Consider the following 20210-nt stretch of genomic DNA (forward strand, 5'->3'; position numbering starts at 1 on the left):
CTGTCTTCACTGAATCTCAACCGCCTTGCGCTCGTAATGCGCCTGTTCCGCCATGCCGTCATCGAAAATCACGTTGAGATCGACCGTGTCGACCGTGCCCGGCGGAAAGCTCACCAGTATCGCGTCAAGCGTTTCCGCCTTGAGCGCATTGGGCTGAGCCGTGTCGAGGTAACAAGGCTCCATCGCAAAAGGCACCATTTCGGCGCCGTTCACCGAATAGAAAATCTCGGTCAGTCCACAGCGCCAGCTCAGGAGGTTGGTGAAATACAAAAGGTCATGGCCGTCATAGTTGCGCAGGGCGATCCATTGCGGCTTGGTCGCCTGCAGGATCGGCCGGACTTCGGCGGCGGTGGTGAAATTCTCGGCCTTAGCGCCCTGCGCCAGCGCGCTAAGGCTCAAAACACCGGCAATCGCAGCTTTCATCGGCGTCATCCTCGGCATCATGGAAACAATCCTTTTACTTCGAGGGAATTAGCACCTTTTGATCAATAGTGATCCACCCTATAGTCGGCCAAGATGTTCCTACGTGCTGTCCCGATCAGAGTTCTTTCATGACCAGTAAGCCCCAAAATCCCGCTCCGTTCAACGTTGTCGTCATCGGTCAGGACGGGCGGCTGATGTATGAGGCGCTGCTGTTCGCGGCCTCGCTCCGGGCCTCCGACCCGGAGTTCAAAGGCAAGCTTTTCATCGCCGAACCGCAACCCGGCGAGAAATGGTCGGACGATCCACGGATGAAACAAGCCGATCTTCTGGAGGCGTTCAAGCGGCTGGATGCGGAGATCCTGCCGTTCGAGAGCCGGCATTTCGGCCAAAGCTATCCCTATGGCAACAAGATCGAGGCCCTTCTGGCCCTGCCCGAAGGCGAGCCCTTCGTGTTCTTCGACAGCGACACGCTGATCACCGGGCCGCTTTCGTCGGTGCCCTTCGATTTCTCGCGCCCCTGCGCCTCGCTCAAAGTCGAAGGAACGTGGCCACAGATCGAACTGTACGGGCCGGGCTACACGGAGATCTGGAAATCGCTCTATGACCGCTTCGGCCTCGACTTCGAAAGCACGCTCGATCTCTCCCAGCCGGACGAATACTGGAAGCGCTATCTTTATTTCAACGCCGGCTTCTTTTTCTATGAATGCCCGCGCACATTCGGCCAGCGCTTCCTCGACTATGCCCTCGAAATCCGCAACAACCCGCCCGAGGCCGCGAGCCTTCAGGTCTTCGACCCCTGGCTCGATCAGGTGGCCCTGCCTCTCGTCATCCATTCCTTTGGCGGTGCGCGCCGGACCATTCCGGAGGACACGCTCGATGGCGCGATCTCCTGCCACTACCGCACCTTCCCGCTCCTGTTCGCCCGCGAAGACGACCGTGTGGTCGAGGTGCTGCGCGAGGTGACTCATCCCAACTGGATCAAGAAGGTGCTCAAGGAATACGAACCGATCAAGCGCCTCGTCTATCAGCCGAAAGGCGAGAAAATCCGCGAGATGTTCGATCGCAACAACCTGCCCCGACGCGAACAGATGATCCGCAACCAGATCAAGAAAGCCGGATTGTGGATGCGCTAAGCCCGCCTGCTGCCTAACCAAGCTGCCGCGCCCCGAAACAGGTGTCCCCGGCAAGGTTCCGCCATCCGCACCGCCCTCAAGGTCGCAGCCACCCCGGTTTCCCTTTGCATGCCCGGCAAGCTGCGTTAGGGTGCGCCGTGACCCCGGGACCAGTCGAGCCAGCACACGGAAATGAAACCGAATTTTGCCCTGAATCTCAGCCATGACGGCATCATGCTATTGCACCGCACCGCAAGCGGCTGGCTGGCGATGGGAGAGGTGGCCCTCGATGCCCCCGACATGGCGGCGGAACTGGCCGAACTGCGCAAGCTGGCAACCTCGGTCTCGACCGCCGGTCTCGCCACCAAGCTGGTGATCCCGAACAGCCAGATCCTTTACCGCGCTCTGCCCGATCCCGGTCCGGAAGCCCGCGATGCGGCAATCCGTGCGGCCCTCGACGGCGCCACACCCTATGAGCTCGACCAACTGGTCTGGGACAGCACCGTCTCGGACGGCACCTTGCAGATCGCCGTTCTGGCCCGCGAAACCCTCGACGAGGCGGAAAGCTTCGCGACGGAGCACCGGTTCAACCCGGTGTCCTTCATTGCCATCCCGGAGAGCGGCGATTTCGCGGGAGAGCCCTTCTTCGGTCGCGCCCGCAGCGCCGACGCGCTGATCGGGGCGGAGACCGTGGTGGAGCCGGACCACGAGGCGATGCACCTCCTGCCGCAACGCCCGATCCTGACGCCCGAAGCACCGGGCGCACCGCTGCCGCCGGTCGAAGAAACCGCGACGCCCGAACCGGAGACCGCAACGCGCGAAAGCGCCGCCGATCTGCCAGACACGCAGGAGACGCACGAGGAAACGCCGCCAGAGATGGGCCCGGAGGTGCAGCCAGAGGCACACGCTCCGCAACCGCCGGAACAGCTCGAGCTGCTGTCCGATGCACCGGCGACAGAGGCCGCCTCTCTCGACACACCCACCGAAGTCTCCGCCACAGAAACCGTAGAAGACGCCACCGCCGGGGACCTTCCCGAAACGACGCCGGTCTCCACCTTCCACAGTCGGCGCGAAACCGGGGCTGACACGGGCGAAATACCGACCACGCCAGCCCCTCCGCGGCTTTCGGCCCAGCCCTCGCGCGTGCTGTCGGCCATGGTTCCGGCGCAAATCCCGCCAGAGGATGACCAACGCGCCGAACCGCTTGGCCAGGGACCGAAAGATCGCGAAGACACCTCAGCGGCAGACATCTCGGCCCCGTCCCCCGTCGAACATCCACATGTCGCCGTCACCTCCGGCGAGGTGCCCGTCGACACACCGAAAGCGCCGAAGCTGAAAGCACCACGCCCGGGCAAGGCCGATCCGCTGCCCGAGCCGCCGCCGATGCCCGCGCCTGTCGTCGCCAAGCCGACGCCGAAAACGCCGTCGTCTCACGCAGAACATAGCGAGAAATCTCATGAGAAATCGCGCGGCGCCGCTGCGCTCGGCGCGCTGAAATCCCTGTCGGCGCGGTCTCCAAAACCTGGGACCAGGGCACGCAAAGACGTGCCCGGCGCCGACATCGCACCCGCAGTCTTGCCAAAGATCGCAGCCGCCGCGGGCGAGGACATCGCCCCGCTGTCGGATCGCGCAGCCGGTCTCGACCGGGTGGAAAACACCCGCGACGAGGCGGAGGCCCTGACCGTCTTCGGCGCCCGCCGCCACAACCGGGACAGCCGCAACAAGCCGCGTCATCTCGGCCTGATCCTGACTGGCGGGCTGGTCGCGCTTCTGCTTCTGATCGGCCTCATCGCCGGGCTTCTGCCCGATGAGCCACAGCCCACCGACGTCTCTGCCGTCACCGCCACGCAGGACAGTCCGACGGTGATCGCCACAGACGACACCGGGGCACCCGACGGCATGCCGGGCGAACGTGCCCCGGAGCCGATGGATGTCGCCGCGGATGAGGAAGAGCCCGAGTTGACGCCGGAACTTCTCGAGCAGGCCAGCGTGCCCGCCCCCCCCGCCGAGGCTGCCGCAGAAGAAACGCTCGACATGGAGGCGCTGACCGCAAGCTATGCCGCCACCGGCATATGGCCGCTCGCGCCCGAGGCGGACACTGGAGAAAGCGCCGAGGACGACCTCGACACGCTTTACACCGCCTCGATCGACCATGACATCGCGTCGCAGGATGCCGTCGCCCTGCCCGAGGCCACCCGCCATATCGGCGAGGCCGCGCCGCGCGCCGCCCTGCCGCCCGCCCCCCTGGGCACGCGCTACGAATATGACGAGGACGGGTTCATCCGCGCCACGCCCGAGGGCACCGTGACACCCGACGGCGTCGTGGTCTATGCCGGTCGTCCGCAGGTCACGACGAAACCCCGCCCCGGCAGCGCCGTCGACGATGCGGTCGAAGCCGCCCTCGCCCCGGCTGCAGTCGCGGCGAACGATCCGGTGCGGCTGGCGCTGGCGAAATTCCAGCCGAAGCTGCGCCCAGACACGCTGGTCGAGAACAATGAGAAAGCCAATCTCGGCGGGCTGACCCGGGTAGAACTGGGCCGTATCGCGCCGCGTCTGCGCCCGGCCTCGGCGCAGGAGATCGCCCAGGAAATGGCGCAGGAGGATGCCGAGGCCGCAGGCGAAACCACAGCGGCGCGCACCGCCCCCGTGGTCACAGCCTCGCTCGTGCCGAAAGCCCGGCCACGGGATTTCGACAAGCTCGCCTCCGCCGCCCGCGCCGCCGAAGCTGCGGCCGCCGCCGCCGCAGAGGCCGGCACGACCAGCAATTCCAATGCGGCAAAAGTCACCGCCCAGGTCCCCGCGACCAACATTCCGCAGGCCGGTCCCGCCAATGTCGCCCGCGCCGCGACGGTCAACAACGCCATCAACCTGCGCAAGCTGAACCTGATGGGGGTCTACGGCTCAAGTTCGGACCGTCGCGCTCTGGTACGCCTGCCGTCCGGGCGTTTCGCCAAGGTGAAGGTCGGCGACAAGCTCGATGGCGGGCGGGTGCAATCCATCGGCGCTGACACCCTCACCTATGTGAAGAACGGCCGCGCGGTCACGCTCGAGATCGGCGGCTAAGGCCCGCATGGGCCGAACCTCCCCGCGTATGTCTGAAAACGCGTCCCCTCACCTTGCCGGAGATCGGGAAGACTTTACCTCTGCGTGACGAAACGCGACTATGCCAAAAGACGTCTCCCGGGCGCTCCCGCCCCTGAAGACCGCCCCCTGAGAAAGGACCCTTCATGGACGGCGCCCTGACCCAAGCCGTGATCTATCTTGCCGCCATGGTTGTGGCCGTGCCGCTGGCGCGGCGGCTCGGGCTCGGTTCCGTGCTGGGCTATCTTCTGGCGGGCATGGCGATCGGGCCGCTTTTTGGCATGATTCAGCATTCGGAAAGCGCCGACCTGCTGCATTTCGCCGAATTCGGCGTGGTGATGATGCTGTTCCTGATCGGGCTGGAACTCGACCCGCGTGCGCTCTGGGACATGCGGCACAAGCTGCTGGGGCTCGGCGGGTTGCAGATCACGGTGACGGCGGCGGCGATCATGGGCGCGGCGATCTGGGCCGGGCAGAGCTGGCAGACCGGGCTGGCGCTTGGCATGATCCTGTCGCTGTCCTCGACCGCCGTGGTGCTTCAAACCCTGTCGGAAAAGAAGCTGATCCACACCGGAGGCGGACGGGCGAGTTTTTCCGTGCTCCTGACCCAGGACATCGCGGTGATCCCGATGCTGGCGATCATGCCGCTTCTGGCGACCGGGGCGACACTTTCGCTCAACCCCGACGGTTCGATCAGCCGCGGCACCGACGCCGCACATGAGGCAACCGGGCACAGCGCGTCTCTGGTGGCGGGGCTGCCGGGTTGGGGCGTGACGCTGGTGACGCTCGGGGCCGTGGCGGCGATCATCCTCGCGGGCGTGTTCCTGACCCGACCGCTGTTTCGCTACATCCATTCCGCCAACATGCGCGAGATCTACACCGCCGTCTCGCTTCTGATCGTGATCGGCATCGCGCTTCTGATGAACGCGGTCGGCCTGTCGCCTGCGCTCGGCACCTTCCTCGCGGGGGTGGTTCTGGCCAACTCCGAATTCCGCCACGAGCTCGAAAGCTCGATCGAGCCGTTCAAGGGGCTTCTCCTGGGGCTGTTCTTCATCGCCGTCGGCGCCGGGATCAATTTCACCGTGCTGTTTCGCGACCCGCTGACCATCGTCGGATTGACCGTTGCCCTGATGATCCTCAAGGGGCTGATCCTTTACGCCATCGGGCGGATTTTCAAACTGCGCAAACGAGCGCAGTGGCTGTTCACACTGTCGCTGGCGCAGGCTGGGGAATTCGGCATGGTGCTGACCACGTTCTCGCTGCAACAAGGGGTGCTGACGCCCTATCTGGGCGAGCGTGTGCTTCTGGTCATCGCGCTGTCGCTGTTGTTCACGCCGCTGTTCTTCATGCTGCATGATTACCTCCGCGCCAAGCTCTCGGAACGGGGAGAAGATCAGCCCGCCGACGAAATCGACAATCCGCAGAAGATCATCATCGCCGGTCTCGGTCGCTTCGGTCAGGTGGTCAACCGTCTGGTGCAGGCCTCGGGCTTTCAGACCACCGTGCTCGATCACGATCTGAAAACCATCCAGCTCATGCGCAAATTCGGCTTCAAGGGCTTCTTCGGCGACCCGACCCGACCCGAATTGCTTCATGCCGCGGGCATCGACAGCGCGCGCATTCTGGTGATCTCCCTCGACGACCCTGCCGCTGCCACGCAATTGGTGAAATACGCCCGCTCGCTGCGCGATGATCTTTTCATCATCGTACGTGCCCGCGACCGGGTGCATGTCTATGAGCTCTACAAGGCCGGCGCCAACAAGATCGTCCGCGAGATGTTCGACAGTTCGCTGCGCGCCGGGCGCTATGTGCTCGAGGAAATGGGGTTCTCGGAATATGACGCGGCGATGACCGAACAGGCCTATTACCAGCATGACCGCGAAAGCATGCGGGTGCTGGCCGAGCTTTGGCAACCCAATGTGCCGGTGTCGGAAAACCCCGCCTATATCGAACGCGCCAAGACGCTCGACAAGGATTTCGAAGCGGCGCTGGTCACCCAGCTCGATCAGAACCGCAAAAAGAACAGCGCGGCCTGACCGCGCCGTTCCGCCCAAGCTTAGGGAGTTACTTGCCCGACACGCCCGCCTCGGCAAAGGTCGCCATGCCCGACAGGCAGGCGACCGCGGCCTTCACCAGAGGAATAGCCAAACCGGCGCCGGAGCCTTCGCCAAGGCGCAGGCCCATGGACAAAAGCGGCTCCTTGCCGATCGCCCCGAGCACCGCCGGATGCGCCGCCTCTGCGGAAACATGACCCGCGAGGCAGTGATCGAGTGCGCCGGGCACCGCCTTCTCAAGGGTCGCCGCCGCCGCGCAGCAGATGAATCCGTCGAGAATGACCGGAATGCGCAGCATCCGCGCCCGCGCGATACCGCCCGCCATAGCCGCCACTTCGCGCCCGCCAAGAGACGCAAGGATCTCCAGCGGTGCTTTGCCGCCATGAAGCGCCACACCCGCAGCACAGACCTCTTCCTTGATCTTCAGCCCGGCATCATCGACCCCGGTGCCACGCCCGACCCAATCGGCTGCCGTGCCTCCGAACAGCGCATGGGCAATCGCCGCCGCCGAGGTGGTGTTGCCGATGCCCATTTCGCCCACGACCAGCAAATCCGACTGCGGATCGACCGCGTCCCAACCCACTTTGAGGGCCGCAACGCACTCCGCCTCGTTCATCGCCGGGGCGATGGTGAAATCCGCCGTCGGACGGTCCAGTTCAATCGGGTGGATCGACATGATCGCGCCCGCGTTGCGCGCAAGCTGGTTGATCGCCGCGCCGCCATGTTCGAAATTCGCCACCATCTGCACCGTGACCTCCGCCGGGAAGGCCGAGACGCCGCGCGCCGTCACACCGTGATTGCCCGCGAAAACCGCCACCTGCGGCTGGGCAATCCTGGGCCGCGCCTCCCCGCGCCAGGACGCATACCAGATGCCGATCTCCTCGAGCCGACCAAGCGAGCCGGCCGGTTTCGTCAACTGGCTGTTGCGCGCCTCCGCCCCGGCCTTCGCCTCCAAATCCGGCCCAGGCGCCGCTTTCAGAAGCGCTTCGAACCCTGCAAGATCGAAAAATGCCATGCCTCAACTCTCCCTCATTGTCTTTGAGTCCCCGACCTTCTATCCCCTGAGACAGACCGAGGACAGGTCCGATTGCGAGGATGCCATGATCCGCCGTTTCCGCCCCGAAGCCGCCGACATCGCCACCGCTCTGGCGCTCCTGACCCGCATCCCGGTGCGTGCGGGCTTTGCGCGCAGCGCCGAGGCCGCCTGGGCCTTTCCCCTCGCGGGTCTCGCCGTCGGTCTTGTTGCTGGGGCCGTCGCAACAATCGCCGGATGGCTCGGGCTCGGCGCAGGGCTGATCGCCGGATTTGCCCTCGCCGCTCTGGTGATCGCCACGGGCGCCATGCATGAGGACGGGCTCGCAGATTGCGCCGACGGGTTCTGGGGCGGGTTCGAGCGCGCCCGTCGCCTCGAGATCATGCGCGACAGCCGGATTGGCGCCTATGGCGTGATCGCCCTCATCCTGGCGCTGCTGCTGCGTTTCACAGCACTTTCCACGCTGGCACATGACGACCTGATCGTTACCGCGATGATCGCAAGCGCCATGCTGTCGCGCGCCGCGCTGCCCTATCTCATGGTGCTGATGCCGCCTGCGCGCAAAGATGGCCTCTCGGTCACAACCGGTCGCCCACCGCGCGATGCCGCGTCTCTGGGCGCCGTGGTCGCCTTCCTGCTGTCCTGGCTGGTGGTGGGATTCGTGCCCACCGTCGTCGCAGCTTCCGCCATCGTTGGGACCGCCTTTCTCGCCTCGCGCATCGCCACAGCCAAGATCGGCGGTCAGACCGGCGATGTGCTGGGCGCGACACAGCTCCTGAGCGAAATCGCCGCGCTCACCGTCTTCGCCACGCTCGCCTGAGCCGACGCCCGACGCAAACAGGTGCCCGCCTGCGTCACAGAGGTGAGGCAAACCTTACTTTCGAACTGGGAAAATCGCGGGGCTTTTCCCAGCCGTTCAAAAAATTCTTCCCTGACGTCACCGAACGCGCAAGCCTTGTGCCAGAGACCACACCGGATACCGCAAAACGCACAGGGTCACGAGAAACGACACCCCCATGCCGCCGCCGGACGACATCCTGTCTGCGATCCATGACGTCGCGCTCGCGCCTGTGCCGGATGATCGGTGCCGCAGGCAGTGTGATCTATGTGGGGGGCTTCGCGGCGCTCCAGATGCACTGGATCGGGGGCAAGGGGCTCTGGCACTCACGGAGCAAAATACTGGGCGCGCGCTTCCTTCTGATCAGCCTGAGCGTCGATTTTAATCTGGCATCGGCGATCACTCAGGTCTTTTTCCTCGGTTTCTGCCTGATGGGGCTGGGCCTGCGTCTCAAGGAACGCAACACCCGGATGCGGTCCAGATCGGTCTGGGGGGCTCCCAACCGTCTGGAGGACCCGACATGAGCGCTCCGAAAACCTGACAAGCCTTGTGCCCTTCCTGATGTCAGACGAAACGCTGTCACCTCCTCGGATGGCAGCGTTTTTGTCCGTGTGCCCCGCAAAGAAAAACCGCCGCCAGGTCTCCCCGGCGGCGGTTTCCTTTGTGCTTCAAATACTCGAAATCAGGCGGCGCGGCTCACCAGCACGTCGTCCACCTTCTTCTGGGCTTCCGCTTCACCGGTGCCGGACACGGCGGCCACTTCGCGGGTCAGACGGTCGAGGGCGGCCTCGTAAAGCTGACGCTCGGAATAGCTCTGCTCGCGCTGGTCATCGGTGCGGTGCAGGTCGCGCACCACTTCGGCGATGGCGATCAGATCGCCGGAGTTGATCTTTTGCTCATACTCCTGCGCCCGGCGGGACCACATGGCGCGCTTGACCTTGGCCTTGCCTTTCAGGGTCTTCATCGCGTCCTGCACCAGTTCCGGCGAAGACAGCGAGCGCAGCCCGGATTCGACGGCCTTGTTGGTCGGCACGCGCAGCGTCATCTTGTCTTTCTCAAAAGCGATGACGAAAAGTTCGAGGGACATGCCCGCGATTTCCTGTTCCTCGATCGACATGATCTGGCCAACACCATGGGCCGGGTAAACAACGAAATCGTTGGGGCGGAATTCGGATTTCTTGGTCTTGCTCATTTGCAGGTTTTTTCCTCAGACGGGACCGTTCTCACCACACAAGCACTCGCTTCCCGCCCCATTCCCGTTCTGACGGCACACACAAAAGCCGCCGGCCCGAAAGCCAAAACGAAGCCGACACGTGCTCTCTTCAAAGCACCTGACGACGGATATGAGGCGCGAAAAACTCAATCCCCTAAAAAAGCGTTGCTTTGGGGGTTGAGGTCGATATGCCCTGTCATGGTTTCCCTTTGATACCACAAAATCCGGCCCAAAGAAAGCATTGCGCGCTTCACCCACGGACTTCCCCCCGTTTTTCAGGGGGTTACATGAGATTCCAAGGCGTTAATCCCCGGTTACAAGCTGCGCACGCACGAAAAAGGGGCCCGAAAGACCCCTGTTCAACCTGCGAATCATCTCTGCCGCTGCAAAATGACGATACAAATCCCGGATCAGGAGCCTTCGCCCGGCGCTTCGGAGAAGTATTTGTCGAGCTTGCCCTCTTCGCCATCCTTGTCCTCATACCCCGGCATCGGGTCTTTCTTCTCGAGGATCACCGGCCAAAGCTCGGCATACTTCCGGTTCAGCTCGACCCATTTTTCCATGTCCGGCTCGGTGTCCGGACGGATCGCGTCTGCCGGGCATTCCGGTTCGCAGACACCGCAGTCGATGCATTCGTCGGGATGGATCACCAGCATGTTCTCCCCCTCGTAGAAACAATCCACGGGGCAGACTTCCACGCAATCGGTGTATTTGCAGGCGATGCAGTTATCAATCACGACGTAGGTCATTGCGGCTCATCCAAATCTGAATCTGTTCGCACTTGCTAGCGGCAAGCGCGCCATCATTCAAGCATGTCGGGGCGCGAAAGGTCCGTCATGCGACGATCTTTCTTCGTTGGGCGACCTTTTCCCTCGAACCGTGGCACAGACGGAACAGGGTCCTTCGGGGCCTCCGGCGGGCTCAGGTCTTCGTAAAGCCCCTGCGCCTCGGGCGCCGGACCGCGCCGCGTTCCACAACCGACCAGCCGGATCACCCGGATATGGTGGCCCTGCGGAAAGGTCAGCACATCGCCCGCCCCCACCGAGGTCGCCGCCTTGGACACTTTGGTGGAATTGACCCGCACATGGCCACCCGTGACGGTTTTCGTCGCCAGGCCGCGGGTTTTGAAAAAGCGGGCATACCAAAGCCACTTGTCGAGGCGAATGGTCTCCCGCTTTTCCATAGAGACTTACTTCTTGTCCTTCAAAGCCATCAGCGCCGCGAACGGATTGTCCGGGTCGATGGCTTTTTCTTTCTTCGGCGGGCGGGCTGAGAAGGTTTTAGGCTGGTTGCCACCCTGCCCCTTGCCGTCACGATCCCCGTCACGGCGCGGTTTTCCGCCCTTCTTACCTTGCGGCTTGCCACCCTTTTTGCCCTGCGGACGCTCGCCACCGGCATTCTGACCGCCTTGTGCCCCGCGACGCGGACCACGGTTGGCATTGCGATTGCCGCCACGGTTGCCACCCCAGGTGAAGGTGTAGAACTCTTCGGTCTCTTCTTCGACGACACCTGCATCCACCGCCACGCCTTCGGGCAGTTCGGTTTCGTCGAATTCAGAGGCTTCGTCCTCGGCAGGCACCGGCTGCGCGAATTCGGCAGAGGGGGCTTCGCCCTCGTCCGGAAGCTCCGCGGCGATACCGGACAGATCGGCGGCTTCCGGGATTTCCGGTTCACCGGCGGGCATGGCGTCGTCGGAGAGCACCTGATCCACGGTCTTCATCTTCACCCGTTCGGATTTGTCGGCCTTGTAGCCCAGACCTTCCATCAGATCGGCGAATTGTTCGAGCGTCATACCGGTGATCGACAGCATGTCCGGATTGGCCTCAAAGCCCGCGCGGCTGTCCTGCGAGCGCAGAAGATCGGCGAGGCGTTCGAGCATGTCGATGCGGATCGCGCGTTGACCCGAAAGGCGGTAGCCCGACATGGTATAATAGCCATCCGGCGCGTGATCGGCGGCGGGAATGGTCACCAGACCCGGCGGCGGCGCATCGGGGAATTCGTCAAATTTCGCGTTCAACGCCCAAAGCAAAAGACGCAGACGCGTCGGCGCGGGTTTCAGGAGCAGCGGCATGAAGATCGTGTACTGACCGAACCGCACGCCATGTTTGCGCAGCGCGCCACGGGCGTCCTGATCGAGGTCTTTGACCTCCTGCGCAATCTGCTCACGCGGGATCACACCGAGGTTTTCGACCAGACGGAAAGCAAAACCACGGGCCAGCCCGGTCAGCGTTTCGTCGCGCGACATGTTGAGAAGCGGCTCGAACAGGGTCGCCACCTTGCGGTCGATGAAATGCTGCAAACGGCGCTGGACCTTCTCAGCCACATCCGTTGCCACGCCTTCGTCCACAAAGGCCACGGCGCGCGGTTTCAGCGCATCGTCACCTGCGACCAGCTTGCCCACGGCATGCTCGCCCCACATCAGACCGCCCTGATCGGTGAAATCCATCTCCGTATCGGGGGCGTTGTAGAACCGGTCCGCGCGCAGGTTGAATTCCGGCGCAAGTGCGGCCATGGCGGCAGCGGCGAGGGTCTTCGCCTCATCCGGAGTTGCGGCTTTATCTTGCATAAAGCGGAACCCCTCAAGACGGCCGACGAATTCGCCTTCAACCGTCACTTCACCCTTGTCGTTCACGTCGGCCACAAGGCCCTCCTTCTGTTTGAGCCGCCGAAGGAGCACACTCGTCCGCCGGTCCACAAATCTTTGCGTCAGCGCGCCATGCAGCGCATCCGACAATCGGTCTTCTACAGCGCGGGTTGCCTCACGCCAATGGCTTTCGTCGTCAACCCAGTTTTCGCGCTGCGCAACATAGGTCCAAGTGCGGATATAGGCGAGTCTTTTAGACAGAGTGTCGATATTGCCCTCGGTCCGGTCAATGCGTTTGACCTGTGTGGCCAGCCAATCGTCGGGAACCCGCCCATATTCGTGTAAAAATTCAAAAATCCGCTCAAGAAGCGAGGTGTGTTCGCCATGGCTGATTCCCCGGAAATCGGGAATGCGACACACGTCCCACAAAAGTTTCGTATCCCGCGCCGTACGCAGCCGGGGGCGCACGGTTTTGAGCGTCGAGAGCGTCTTGAGCGCCTGAAGGTCGTCCGCCTCCCGCGCCTTGACCAGGGCCGGGTCGGAGGGGGCCATTTCGAGCGAGGCGATCAGCCGGTCGACCGTGCCGAATTCGAGGCGCGGATTGCGCCAGTTGAGTTTCTTTTGCGGGGTAAACCGATGCTCCTCGATGGCCTCGATCACCTCGGCGTCAAACGGCTCCGCCTCCCCCGTCACGCCAAAGGTGCCGTCGGTCTGATAGCGCCCGGCCCGCCCCGCGATCTGCGCCAGCTCGTTGGGCATGAGATAGCGCATCCGGCGCCCGTCGAACTTGATCGTCGAGGAAAACGCCACATGGGTGACGTCGAGATTGAGCCCCATGCCGATGGCATCCGTGGCGACGAGGTAATCCACATCGCCGTTCTGATACATCTCGACCTGCGCGTTGCGGGTCCGGGGGGACAAAGCCCCCATGACCACCGCCGCACCGCCCTTTTGACGGCGCAAAAGCTCGGCGATGGCATAGACATCATCAACAGAAAACCCGACAATCGCCGCCCGCGCGGGCATGCGACTTATCTTTTTCGAACCTGAATAGGTCAGGCGTGAAAACCGCTCCCGCCGCATGAACTGCGCCTTGGGCACCAGTTGTGCGATCACCGAACGCATGGAATCGGAGCCCATGAACAGGGTTTCGTGCAGGCCACGGGCATGAAGCAAACGGTCAGTAAACACATGCCCGCGCTCGGGATCGGCGCAGAGCTGAATCTCATCAATCGCGAGAAAATCCGCCCCCATGCCGGTGGGCATCGCCTCGACGGTACAGACCCAATATTGCGTGCGCGGCGGCACGATGCGTTCTTCGCCCGTGACCAACGCCACCACAGACGGACCGCGCGCGGCGACGATCCGGTCGTATACCTCGCGCGCCAAAAGGCGCAAAGGCAGGCCGATCACACCTGTGCGGTGCGCCAACATGCGCTCGATGGCGTAATGCGTTTTGCCTGTGTTGGTCGGGCCCAGCACCGCCGTGATCCGACCGCCGCCCATCGCGTCCCCCATCGGGTCTCGTCCTGTCTTGTCTTTACAGAGGGAACTTAGAGCGCCACACCGCCGAGCGCCAGTTCAAGCCGCGCAATCCGATCCGAAAGACCTTCCATATTGGGATGAATTTCTTCGATCTTATGCAGCACGGCGAGCGCCTGCGGCTCGTCGCCGGTTTCTTCGAGAATCAGCGACAGGCCCGAGAGCGCCCCGAAATGCCGTGGCTCGCGGCTGAGAACCTCGCCGATGTCCTGAAGCGCAGGGCCATAAAGCCCCGCCATGAAATAGGCCGTGGCGCGCGCGTTATAGGCTTCGGTAAACTCCGGGGCATGATCCACAAGCGCGGTCAGATGGCCGATGGCGCCCTGAACATCGCCCGCTTCCATCGCCAGGCGCCCACGCTCGAGCAGAAGATCCATGGCGTCGGAGCCGGAGCGCGACAGCTCAAGCGCAATCTCCTGCTCAATCCGGGAGGCATCATAGGGATCGGCCTGCGACAGCTCACCAAACAGCGTGTCGAGCTTTGCTGCATCCGCGGCAAAAGCGCCCGCCCCCCCGATCCCGACCCCGAAAAAGAGCCAGAACGCAACGGCACATTTGAGAAACTGTCGTAATCTCTTCATAACGATCTGGATTGTAGCTTTCTGGGCCCCATGTTCATAGTCACAATGTGGCGACAGGGCGCGCCCCAGACAACCGGAGGAATACATATGAGCGATATCATCACCAAGGCCGTGGAAGCCCTGTCCGAGAAAATCGACGGCTTCACCGCCGGCGTTGCGAAATTCGTGATCGAGGGCGAAGGCGCCATCGTGGTCGACGCCGACGGCGTGCGCGCCGCCGATGATGCGGCCGATGTGACGCTGACAGCCGATCTCGAAACCTTTCAGGGTATGATGGAAGGCGACGTCAACCCGACCGCGGCTTTCATGCAGGGCAAACTGTCGATCGACGGCGACATGGGCCTTGCCATGCAGCTCGGCTCCGCGCTGTCGTGAGCCACGAGCGCGCGCCCTATTATGCCGAACTGGCCGACGGGCCGGACCATGGCGAGGCCTATTGGCTGACCGCCTCGGATGGGGTGCGCATTCGTGTCGGGCTTTGGCCGCACGAGGGCGCGAAGGGCACGGTGTTCATCCTGCCCGGGCGCACCGAATGCGTCGAGAAATACGGGCGCGGCGCGGCGGATTTTGCCGCCCGCGGCTTTGCCAGCCTCGCCATCGACTGGCGCGGGCAAGGCATTGCCGAGCGTCTTTTGAAAGACCGCCGCATCGGCCATGTCGAGCATTTCGCCGATTACCAGAAAGACCTAGACGCGGTTATTGCACTCGTCGAAGATCTGGCCGGTGAGAAAGCCCTGCCGAAACCGTGGTTCCTCATCGGCCACTCCATGGGCGGAGCCATTGGCGTGCGCGCTCTGATCGAGGGCAGACCCTTCAAGGCCGCCGGGTTTTCCGCGCCGATGTGGGGCATCGGTCTCTCGCCGATCCAGAAACTTCTGGTGCGCTTCGTCTCGCCGGTGTTTCATGCCCTCGGCCTGCAAAACCTGCGCGCGCCGGGCACCAAGCCCGAGAGCTACATGGTCTGGCACGGGTTCAAGGACAACCTTCTGACCTCGGACCGCGACATGTTCGATTACATGACCCGGCAGGTGGTGGAAAAACCCGACCTCTCGTTGGGCGGGCCATCGTCGCATTGGGTCACCGAGGCCATTGCGGAAAACGACTGGGCCTTCGATCACCAGCTGCCCGACGTGCCGGTGCTCTGTTTTCTGGGTCTCGACGAAAAAATCGTCAATACCGGGGCCGTGCGCGATTTCGCGGCGCGCTGGCGCTCCTGCGAGTTGATCGAAGTGGCGGGCGGGCGGCACGAGATCCCGATGGAAAACCCGACGATCCGCAAACACTTCTACGACCATCTGGCCGCACTTTTTTCCGAGCAATGCACCTGAAACGGATCAGAAACGCACCTGATCCTTTGCATCCGCCGCCGCGACGCCCTATCTGTTGAAAAACAACTTGAGGAGCGATGCGATGCGGTTCACCTTCCCCCAGCCGGTTTTCGATCAGAACGCCCAGAGCGGCCATAACCAATTCGGGGATCTGCCGGACTGGGACCTCACCGATCTCTATCCCTCCACCGACGCCCCCGAGGTCAAACGCGATCTCGACTGGCTCGAGGAACATTGCGCCAGCTTTGCCGAGGATTACGAGAGCAAACTCGCGGGTCTCGACGGCGCGGGCATGTATGACTGCATCCTGCGCAATGAACGGATTTCGCAGGTCGCGGGCCGTCTCGGCTCTTTCGCCGGGCTGCTCTATTACCAGAACACCGTAGATGGCGAGCGGGCGAAATTCCTCTCCGACATTCAGGACAAGATCACCAATTTCACCGCGCCTCTGGTGTTTTTCTCACTCGAAGTGAACCGCATTCCCGAGGACACGCTCGAAGAGATGCTGAAACACGACGGGCTCGCCCGCTACCGGCCGATTTTCGAGCGGATGCGCAAGATGCGCCCCTATCAGCTCTCCGACGAGCTGGAGCGCTATGAGCACGACATGTCGGTCGTCGGCGCCTCCGCGTGGAACAAACTGTTCGACGAAACCATTGCCGATCTGAAATTCGAGGTGAACGGCGAGACGCTCGGGATCGAAGCCGCGACCACGCTGATGACCGAACAGGACCGCTCCGTGCGCGAAGCGGCGGCGCGCGAGATTGGCAAGGTTCTGGGTCAGAACATCAAGATTTTCTCCCGAGTGCACAACACATTGGCCAAGATGGGCCAGGTCGAGGACAAATGGCGCGGCATGCCGACGCCGCAGACCGGACGGCACCTGTCGAACGATGTCGAACCGGAGGTGGTCGAGGCGCTGCGCAACGCGGTGGTCAAAGCCTATCCGAAGCTGTCGCACCGCTATTACGAGCTGAAACGTGGCTGGCTTGGGCTCGATAAACTTCAGGTATGGGACCGCAACGCGCCCCTGCCGATGGAAGAAACCCGCACCGTCGGCTGGGACGAGGCGCGCAAGACCGTGATGGACGCCTATGCCGGGTTCGACCCGCGTATGGCCGAGATCGCCGAGCCGTTTTTCACCAAGGGCTGGATCGACGCGGGCGTCAAACCGGGCAAGGCTCCGGGCGCCTTCGCCCATCCGACCGTGACCGACGCGCATCCCTATGTGATGCTCAACTACCTCGGCAAACCGCGCGACGTGATGACGCTGGCGCATGAGCTGGGTCATGGCGTCCATCAGGTTCTGGCCGCAGGGCAAGGCGAATTGCTCGCCGATACGCCGCTGACGCTCGCGGAAACGGCCTCGGTGTTCGGCGAAATGCTGACCTTCCAGAAAATGCTCAAAGGCGCCAAAACCGACGCCGAGCGCAAGGTCATGCTCGCTGGCAAGGTCGAGGACATGATCAACACGGTCGTGCGCCAGATCGCGTTTTACGATTTCGAATGCAAGCTGCACGAGGCGCGCAAAGGCGGCGAGCTGACGCCGCAGGACATCAACAAAATCTGGATGTCGGTGCAGGGCGAATCCCTCGGCCCGGCCTTCGAATTCTTCCCGGACTACGAGGTCTACTGGTCCTACATCCCGCATTTCGTCCACTCGCCCTTCTACGTCTACGCCTATGCGTTCGGCGACGGTCTGGTGAATGCTTTGTATGCGGCCTATACCGAGCAACCCGAAGGCTTCCAGGACAAATATTTCGACATGCTCAAATCGGGCGGCTCGAAACATCACAAAGAACTGCTGAAACCCTTCGGCCTCGACGCCTCCGACCCGAAATTCTGGGACAAGGGCCTGTCGATGATCTCCGGCTTCATCGACGAATTGGAAGCGATGGAGTGAGCTGGCAATGTCAGAAGAGACACTCGAAACGCTAAGAAATGCGGCGATTAAACTCTGGCAAGAAAAAGAAACGCGTCCTGCATCGCTTAAAGAAAAAATTGAACGTGCTACGGTCTTTCTGGTTGTAAAACATGAACAAGATGAATTCGTCGTTCCTCTTGCTTGGGCTTGGGATGCACACAAACCAAACTGGCAGTCTGAAACAAAAAGCAGCAACACTACTTCTGTCACGAACAAGGTCAAGAAACTAGGATTGCAGGAGCTTCCAAAAAATTCTGTCGAACATCAGCACTGCTGGGATCTGAGTTTGCAAGCCTTGCGTGAGCTAAAGTCTACAAAAGGATTTTCAAAGCGCGATGAACGTACACGGAGTCGAGTTCCTTCAGATAACAGATATTATATCCTTGAAGCTGAGAACATCGGAGCCTCTTCGTTCAGTCCAGAAGAACTCGCTAAGAACGCTGGAGCGGATGGTGCCGTCTCGCAGATCACAACAAACCGGTATGAAAGAAAACCTGCAAACAGACGTGCCTGTATTGCTCATCACCTAACGGATGATAACCGTATCCTCTGTGAAGTTTGCAAGATTGATTTTCAGGAGAGGTATGGAGAAATTGGTCGCGGCTACATTCATATCCATCACGTTCATCCACTTGGCAACAAGCAGTCTCCGAAGGACTTCGACCCAACGGTTCATTTGAAACCCCTTTGCCCGAACTGCCATGCCATGATCCATCGCCTGACGGATGTTGAAAATGGTATCGAAACGCTCCGCTCCATTATCGAAAAATCAAACGTCGGCCTTCAAGACGCATGACTGTTAGCATTTCCCCTCTGCCCCGCGAAGACCTGAACCGTCTCGCGGGGTTTTCTTTGCCACCCGATCAAGCGGGCTTTGCCGATCTGCCGTCCGTCACCCTGTCCACAGGCACGGCACGAGATGGTCATGTGATTATCTCCGAGAGCCAGCCGGTGGGCTTTTTCGCCATCGACCGGGATTATTCGGATCATCACGATTTCGCCCCCAAAGGCGCCCTCGGATTACGTCAGTTCATGATTGATCACGCTGCGCAGGGCCAGGGCCATGCCTCCGCCGCCTGCCGGGCGCTGAAACCCTATCTGCAAGCGCAATACCCGGGGGCTGACACCTGTTACCTGACCGTGAATTGCCGCAATCCCAACGCGCGCCGCGCCTACCTCAAGGGAGGGTTCATCGACACCGGTGCGCTCTATCTCGACGGTGGCTTCGGGCCACAGCACGTCATGTGCCTGCCCCTCACCTGATCACTTCAACTGGCTGTCTTTCGAGCCGCGCCGGTTGATCCCGCCGCGCGGCTTATAGGCGCTGTCACGGTCGCGCTGACAGTCGATACAAAGCTTCACGCCGGGGATCGCCTTGCGCCGTGCTTCGGGGATTTCCTCACCACATTCGGCGCATTCCGTGAAACTCTCGCCCACCGGCGTGCGATGCTGTTTCATCCGGGCCAGTTCGTCGCTGATCGAGGCCTCGATCTGTTCGCTCACCGCGCCGTCTTTCGCCCAGCCGCCTGCCATATCCGTTCCTTTCCTGAACCGTCTCTCTCAAGTCTTTGCCCTGAGCGCCCGCCCGTCAAGCCCGCACCTTGCCTCGCATCACCCGCCATTCGTGCCAAACGAGCCACATCACCACGAGATCGAACCCGGTCAGGAACAAGAGCCCGGCGGAGTGTGTGTAGCTGTAGCGATAGAGCTGATAGAGGATGAACAGCGTCATCACGACGAGCGAGAGCGGATAGGCGACCGGCTTGCGTCGCAACAGCCCGGCGACCAGCACCACTTTGATCAACCCGTGGCTCATCAGATAGAAGGCGTAGAAACTCTGCGTCGCGCCGGTCATGCCCTGTGCCGCCGCCAGAAGATGGGTCGCCACGAAATCGCGCGGGTCCTCCAGAAGCTCTTCGCGGGTCAGAACATTGACCCAATGCAGCACGGTCTCTGTGCGAGCCAGATAAAACAGCGCCCCGCCCGCGATCTCGATCAACGCGTGCACCCCCTTTAGGATCACACTGATCTGAAAGGCATTCCGGAAATATGTCTCGCGCAGGGGCATCGCCGCAGCTCTCAGTCGAGCTCCGTCCAGGGCCAGGGCTTCACCTCGCTGTCGCCGGTGATGTAGCGCGTTGCCTTGGCAAACCATATACCCACATCCGTGCCCGCATCCGCCACCCGATCATTGGGTTTCTTGCCGTTCATCAGCATGATGATCGCCTGAAGGATCGCCAGCACGCCGATGATCGTCGAAGCGAAGCTCATCATCACCCAGATGATGATCGAATAGAGGATTCGCGCGCCGATGTTCTCGGAAATCTCCTCGGGGCGCGCAGCCTTTTTGCCGCCCAGATCGGGCATCACGTGATCGAATTCATGCGGGTCGGCCATGGGTGATTCCTTTGTTGTCCGGTGTCAGTTTATCCCGAACGTCCACCGACCAAAATCGTCCGTCTCTCCCCAAACTGACGTGGGGTTTCATTTGGGTGTT

20 protein-coding genes are annotated in these 20210 nt (G+C 62.1%); 10 read left to right on the forward strand and 10 right to left on the reverse strand.

Annotated elements, in window-relative coordinates:
* Positions 1-6: 6 nt before the first annotated feature.
* Positions 7-444 carry a hypothetical protein gene (locus tag NH195_RS08690; protein WP_238379732.1) on the reverse strand — a complete coding sequence of 146 codons (438 nt, stop codon included), beginning with the start codon at positions 442-444 and terminating at the stop codon, positions 7-9.
* A gap of 107 nt (positions 445-551) precedes the next feature.
* On the opposite strand from NH195_RS08690, the gene NH195_RS08695 reads away from it, so the two are divergent.
* From NH195_RS08695 to NH195_RS08705, 3 genes are all read left to right on the forward strand, one after another.
* Positions 552-1556 carry a hypothetical protein gene (locus NH195_RS08695; RefSeq protein WP_066705611.1) on the forward strand — a complete coding sequence of 335 codons (1005 nt, stop codon included), beginning with the start codon at positions 552-554 and terminating at the stop codon, positions 1554-1556.
* A 171-nt stretch (positions 1557-1727) separates the two neighbouring features.
* Positions 1728-4598, forward strand: coding sequence for a hypothetical protein (locus NH195_RS08700; RefSeq protein ID WP_066705612.1), 2871 nt, complete (start codon positions 1728-1730; stop codon positions 4596-4598).
* Between the two features lie 164 nt (positions 4599-4762).
* A complete protein-coding gene (locus tag NH195_RS08705) occupies positions 4763-6652 on the forward strand; it encodes a monovalent cation:proton antiporter-2 (CPA2) family protein (protein WP_066705614.1) in 1890 nt (629 codons plus the stop codon).
* Between the two features lie 28 nt (positions 6653-6680).
* Here NH195_RS08705 and cobT read toward each other — a convergent pair whose 3' ends face one another.
* Entirely contained in the window at positions 6681-7685 is a 1005-nt protein-coding gene (gene cobT / locus NH195_RS08710; RefSeq protein ID WP_066705616.1) for a nicotinate-nucleotide--dimethylbenzimidazole phosphoribosyltransferase, read from the reverse strand.
* Between the two features lie 85 nt (positions 7686-7770).
* Here cobT and cobS point away from each other — a divergent pair, with 85 nt between their 5' ends.
* Together cobS and NH195_RS08720 are read left to right on the forward strand one after the other, a co-directional pair.
* Positions 7771-8523 carry an adenosylcobinamide-GDP ribazoletransferase gene (gene cobS / locus NH195_RS08715; protein WP_066705848.1) on the forward strand — a complete coding sequence of 251 codons (753 nt, stop codon included), beginning with the start codon at positions 7771-7773 and terminating at the stop codon, positions 8521-8523.
* A 230-nt stretch (positions 8524-8753) separates the two neighbouring features.
* Positions 8754-9065 (forward strand): CBU_0592 family membrane protein, encoded by a 312-nt coding sequence (locus NH195_RS08720; protein ID WP_155846121.1) that lies wholly within the window; start codon positions 8754-8756, stop codon positions 9063-9065.
* A 158-nt stretch (positions 9066-9223) separates the two neighbouring features.
* Here NH195_RS08720 and NH195_RS08725 read toward each other — a convergent pair whose 3' ends face one another.
* The 5 genes from NH195_RS08725 to NH195_RS08745 form a co-directional block, all read right to left on the reverse strand.
* Positions 9224-9733, reverse strand: coding sequence for a CarD family transcriptional regulator (locus tag NH195_RS08725; RefSeq protein ID WP_066705623.1), 510 nt, complete (start codon positions 9731-9733; stop codon positions 9224-9226).
* A 431-nt stretch (positions 9734-10164) separates the two neighbouring features.
* Positions 10165-10503, reverse strand: a complete 339-nt coding sequence (gene fdxA / locus NH195_RS08730) for a ferredoxin FdxA (RefSeq protein WP_066705626.1) — start codon at positions 10501-10503, stop codon at positions 10165-10167.
* Positions 10504-10556: 53 nt separating this feature from the next.
* Complete coding sequence (locus NH195_RS08735; protein ID WP_066705628.1) at positions 10557-10937, reverse strand: RNA-binding S4 domain-containing protein; 381 nt, start codon at positions 10935-10937, stop codon at positions 10557-10559.
* A gap of 6 nt (positions 10938-10943) precedes the next feature.
* Positions 10944-13856 (reverse strand): helicase-related protein, encoded by a 2913-nt coding sequence (locus NH195_RS08740; RefSeq protein ID WP_066705630.1) that lies wholly within the window; start codon positions 13854-13856, stop codon positions 10944-10946.
* Positions 13857-13891: 35 nt separating this feature from the next.
* Positions 13892-14461: a tetratricopeptide repeat protein gene (locus tag NH195_RS08745; protein WP_066705850.1), complete on the reverse strand. Its 570-nt coding sequence runs from the start codon at positions 14459-14461 to the stop codon at positions 13892-13894.
* A gap of 87 nt (positions 14462-14548) precedes the next feature.
* Between NH195_RS08745 and NH195_RS08750 the strand changes: the two genes are divergently transcribed.
* The 5 genes from NH195_RS08750 (at position 14549) to NH195_RS08770 (ending at position 18976) form a co-directional block, all read left to right on the forward strand.
* Complete coding sequence (locus NH195_RS08750) at positions 14549-14836, forward strand: SCP2 sterol-binding domain-containing protein (protein WP_066705632.1); 288 nt, start codon at positions 14549-14551, stop codon at positions 14834-14836.
* Positions 14833-15789 carry an alpha/beta fold hydrolase gene (locus tag NH195_RS08755; protein ID WP_066705636.1) on the forward strand — a complete coding sequence of 319 codons (957 nt, stop codon included), beginning with the start codon at positions 14833-14835 and terminating at the stop codon, positions 15787-15789. The genes NH195_RS08750 and NH195_RS08755 overlap by 4 nt, the downstream gene beginning before the upstream one ends.
* Positions 15790-15871: 82 nt before the next feature.
* Positions 15872-17692, forward strand: a complete 1821-nt coding sequence (locus NH195_RS08760) for a M3 family oligoendopeptidase (protein ID WP_066705638.1) — start codon at positions 15872-15874, stop codon at positions 17690-17692.
* 7 nt (positions 17693-17699) lie between these two features.
* On the forward strand, positions 17700-18509 hold the full coding sequence (locus NH195_RS21150) for an HNH endonuclease (RefSeq protein WP_155846122.1): 810 nt from the start codon (positions 17700-17702) through the stop codon (positions 18507-18509).
* Positions 18506-18976, forward strand: a complete 471-nt coding sequence (locus NH195_RS08770; protein WP_066705642.1) for a GNAT family N-acetyltransferase — start codon at positions 18506-18508, stop codon at positions 18974-18976. Before NH195_RS21150 ends, NH195_RS08770 begins: the two co-directional genes overlap by 4 nt.
* Here the strand turns inward: NH195_RS08770 and NH195_RS08775 are convergent, their stop codons facing one another.
* From NH195_RS08775 to NH195_RS08785, 3 genes are read right to left on the reverse strand one after another with little or no spacing between them, the layout of a single operon-like run.
* Positions 18977-19246, reverse strand: a complete 270-nt coding sequence (locus tag NH195_RS08775) for a DksA/TraR family C4-type zinc finger protein (protein ID WP_066705644.1) — start codon at positions 19244-19246, stop codon at positions 18977-18979.
* Between the two features lie 55 nt (positions 19247-19301).
* The gene (locus tag NH195_RS08780) at positions 19302-19781 is read right to left on the reverse strand and encodes a DUF2127 domain-containing protein (protein WP_066705646.1); all 480 of its coding nucleotides are present in this window, start codon (positions 19779-19781) and stop codon (positions 19302-19304) included.
* Between the two features lie 11 nt (positions 19782-19792).
* The gene (locus tag NH195_RS08785; protein ID WP_066705647.1) at positions 19793-20110 is read right to left on the reverse strand and encodes a DUF4389 domain-containing protein; all 318 of its coding nucleotides are present in this window, start codon (positions 20108-20110) and stop codon (positions 19793-19795) included.
* Positions 20111-20210 lie beyond the last annotated feature (100 nt).

This window comes from Celeribacter ethanolicus, from assembly GCF_001550095.1.
Lineage (GTDB): Bacteria > Pseudomonadota > Alphaproteobacteria > Rhodobacterales > Rhodobacteraceae > Celeribacter > Celeribacter ethanolicus.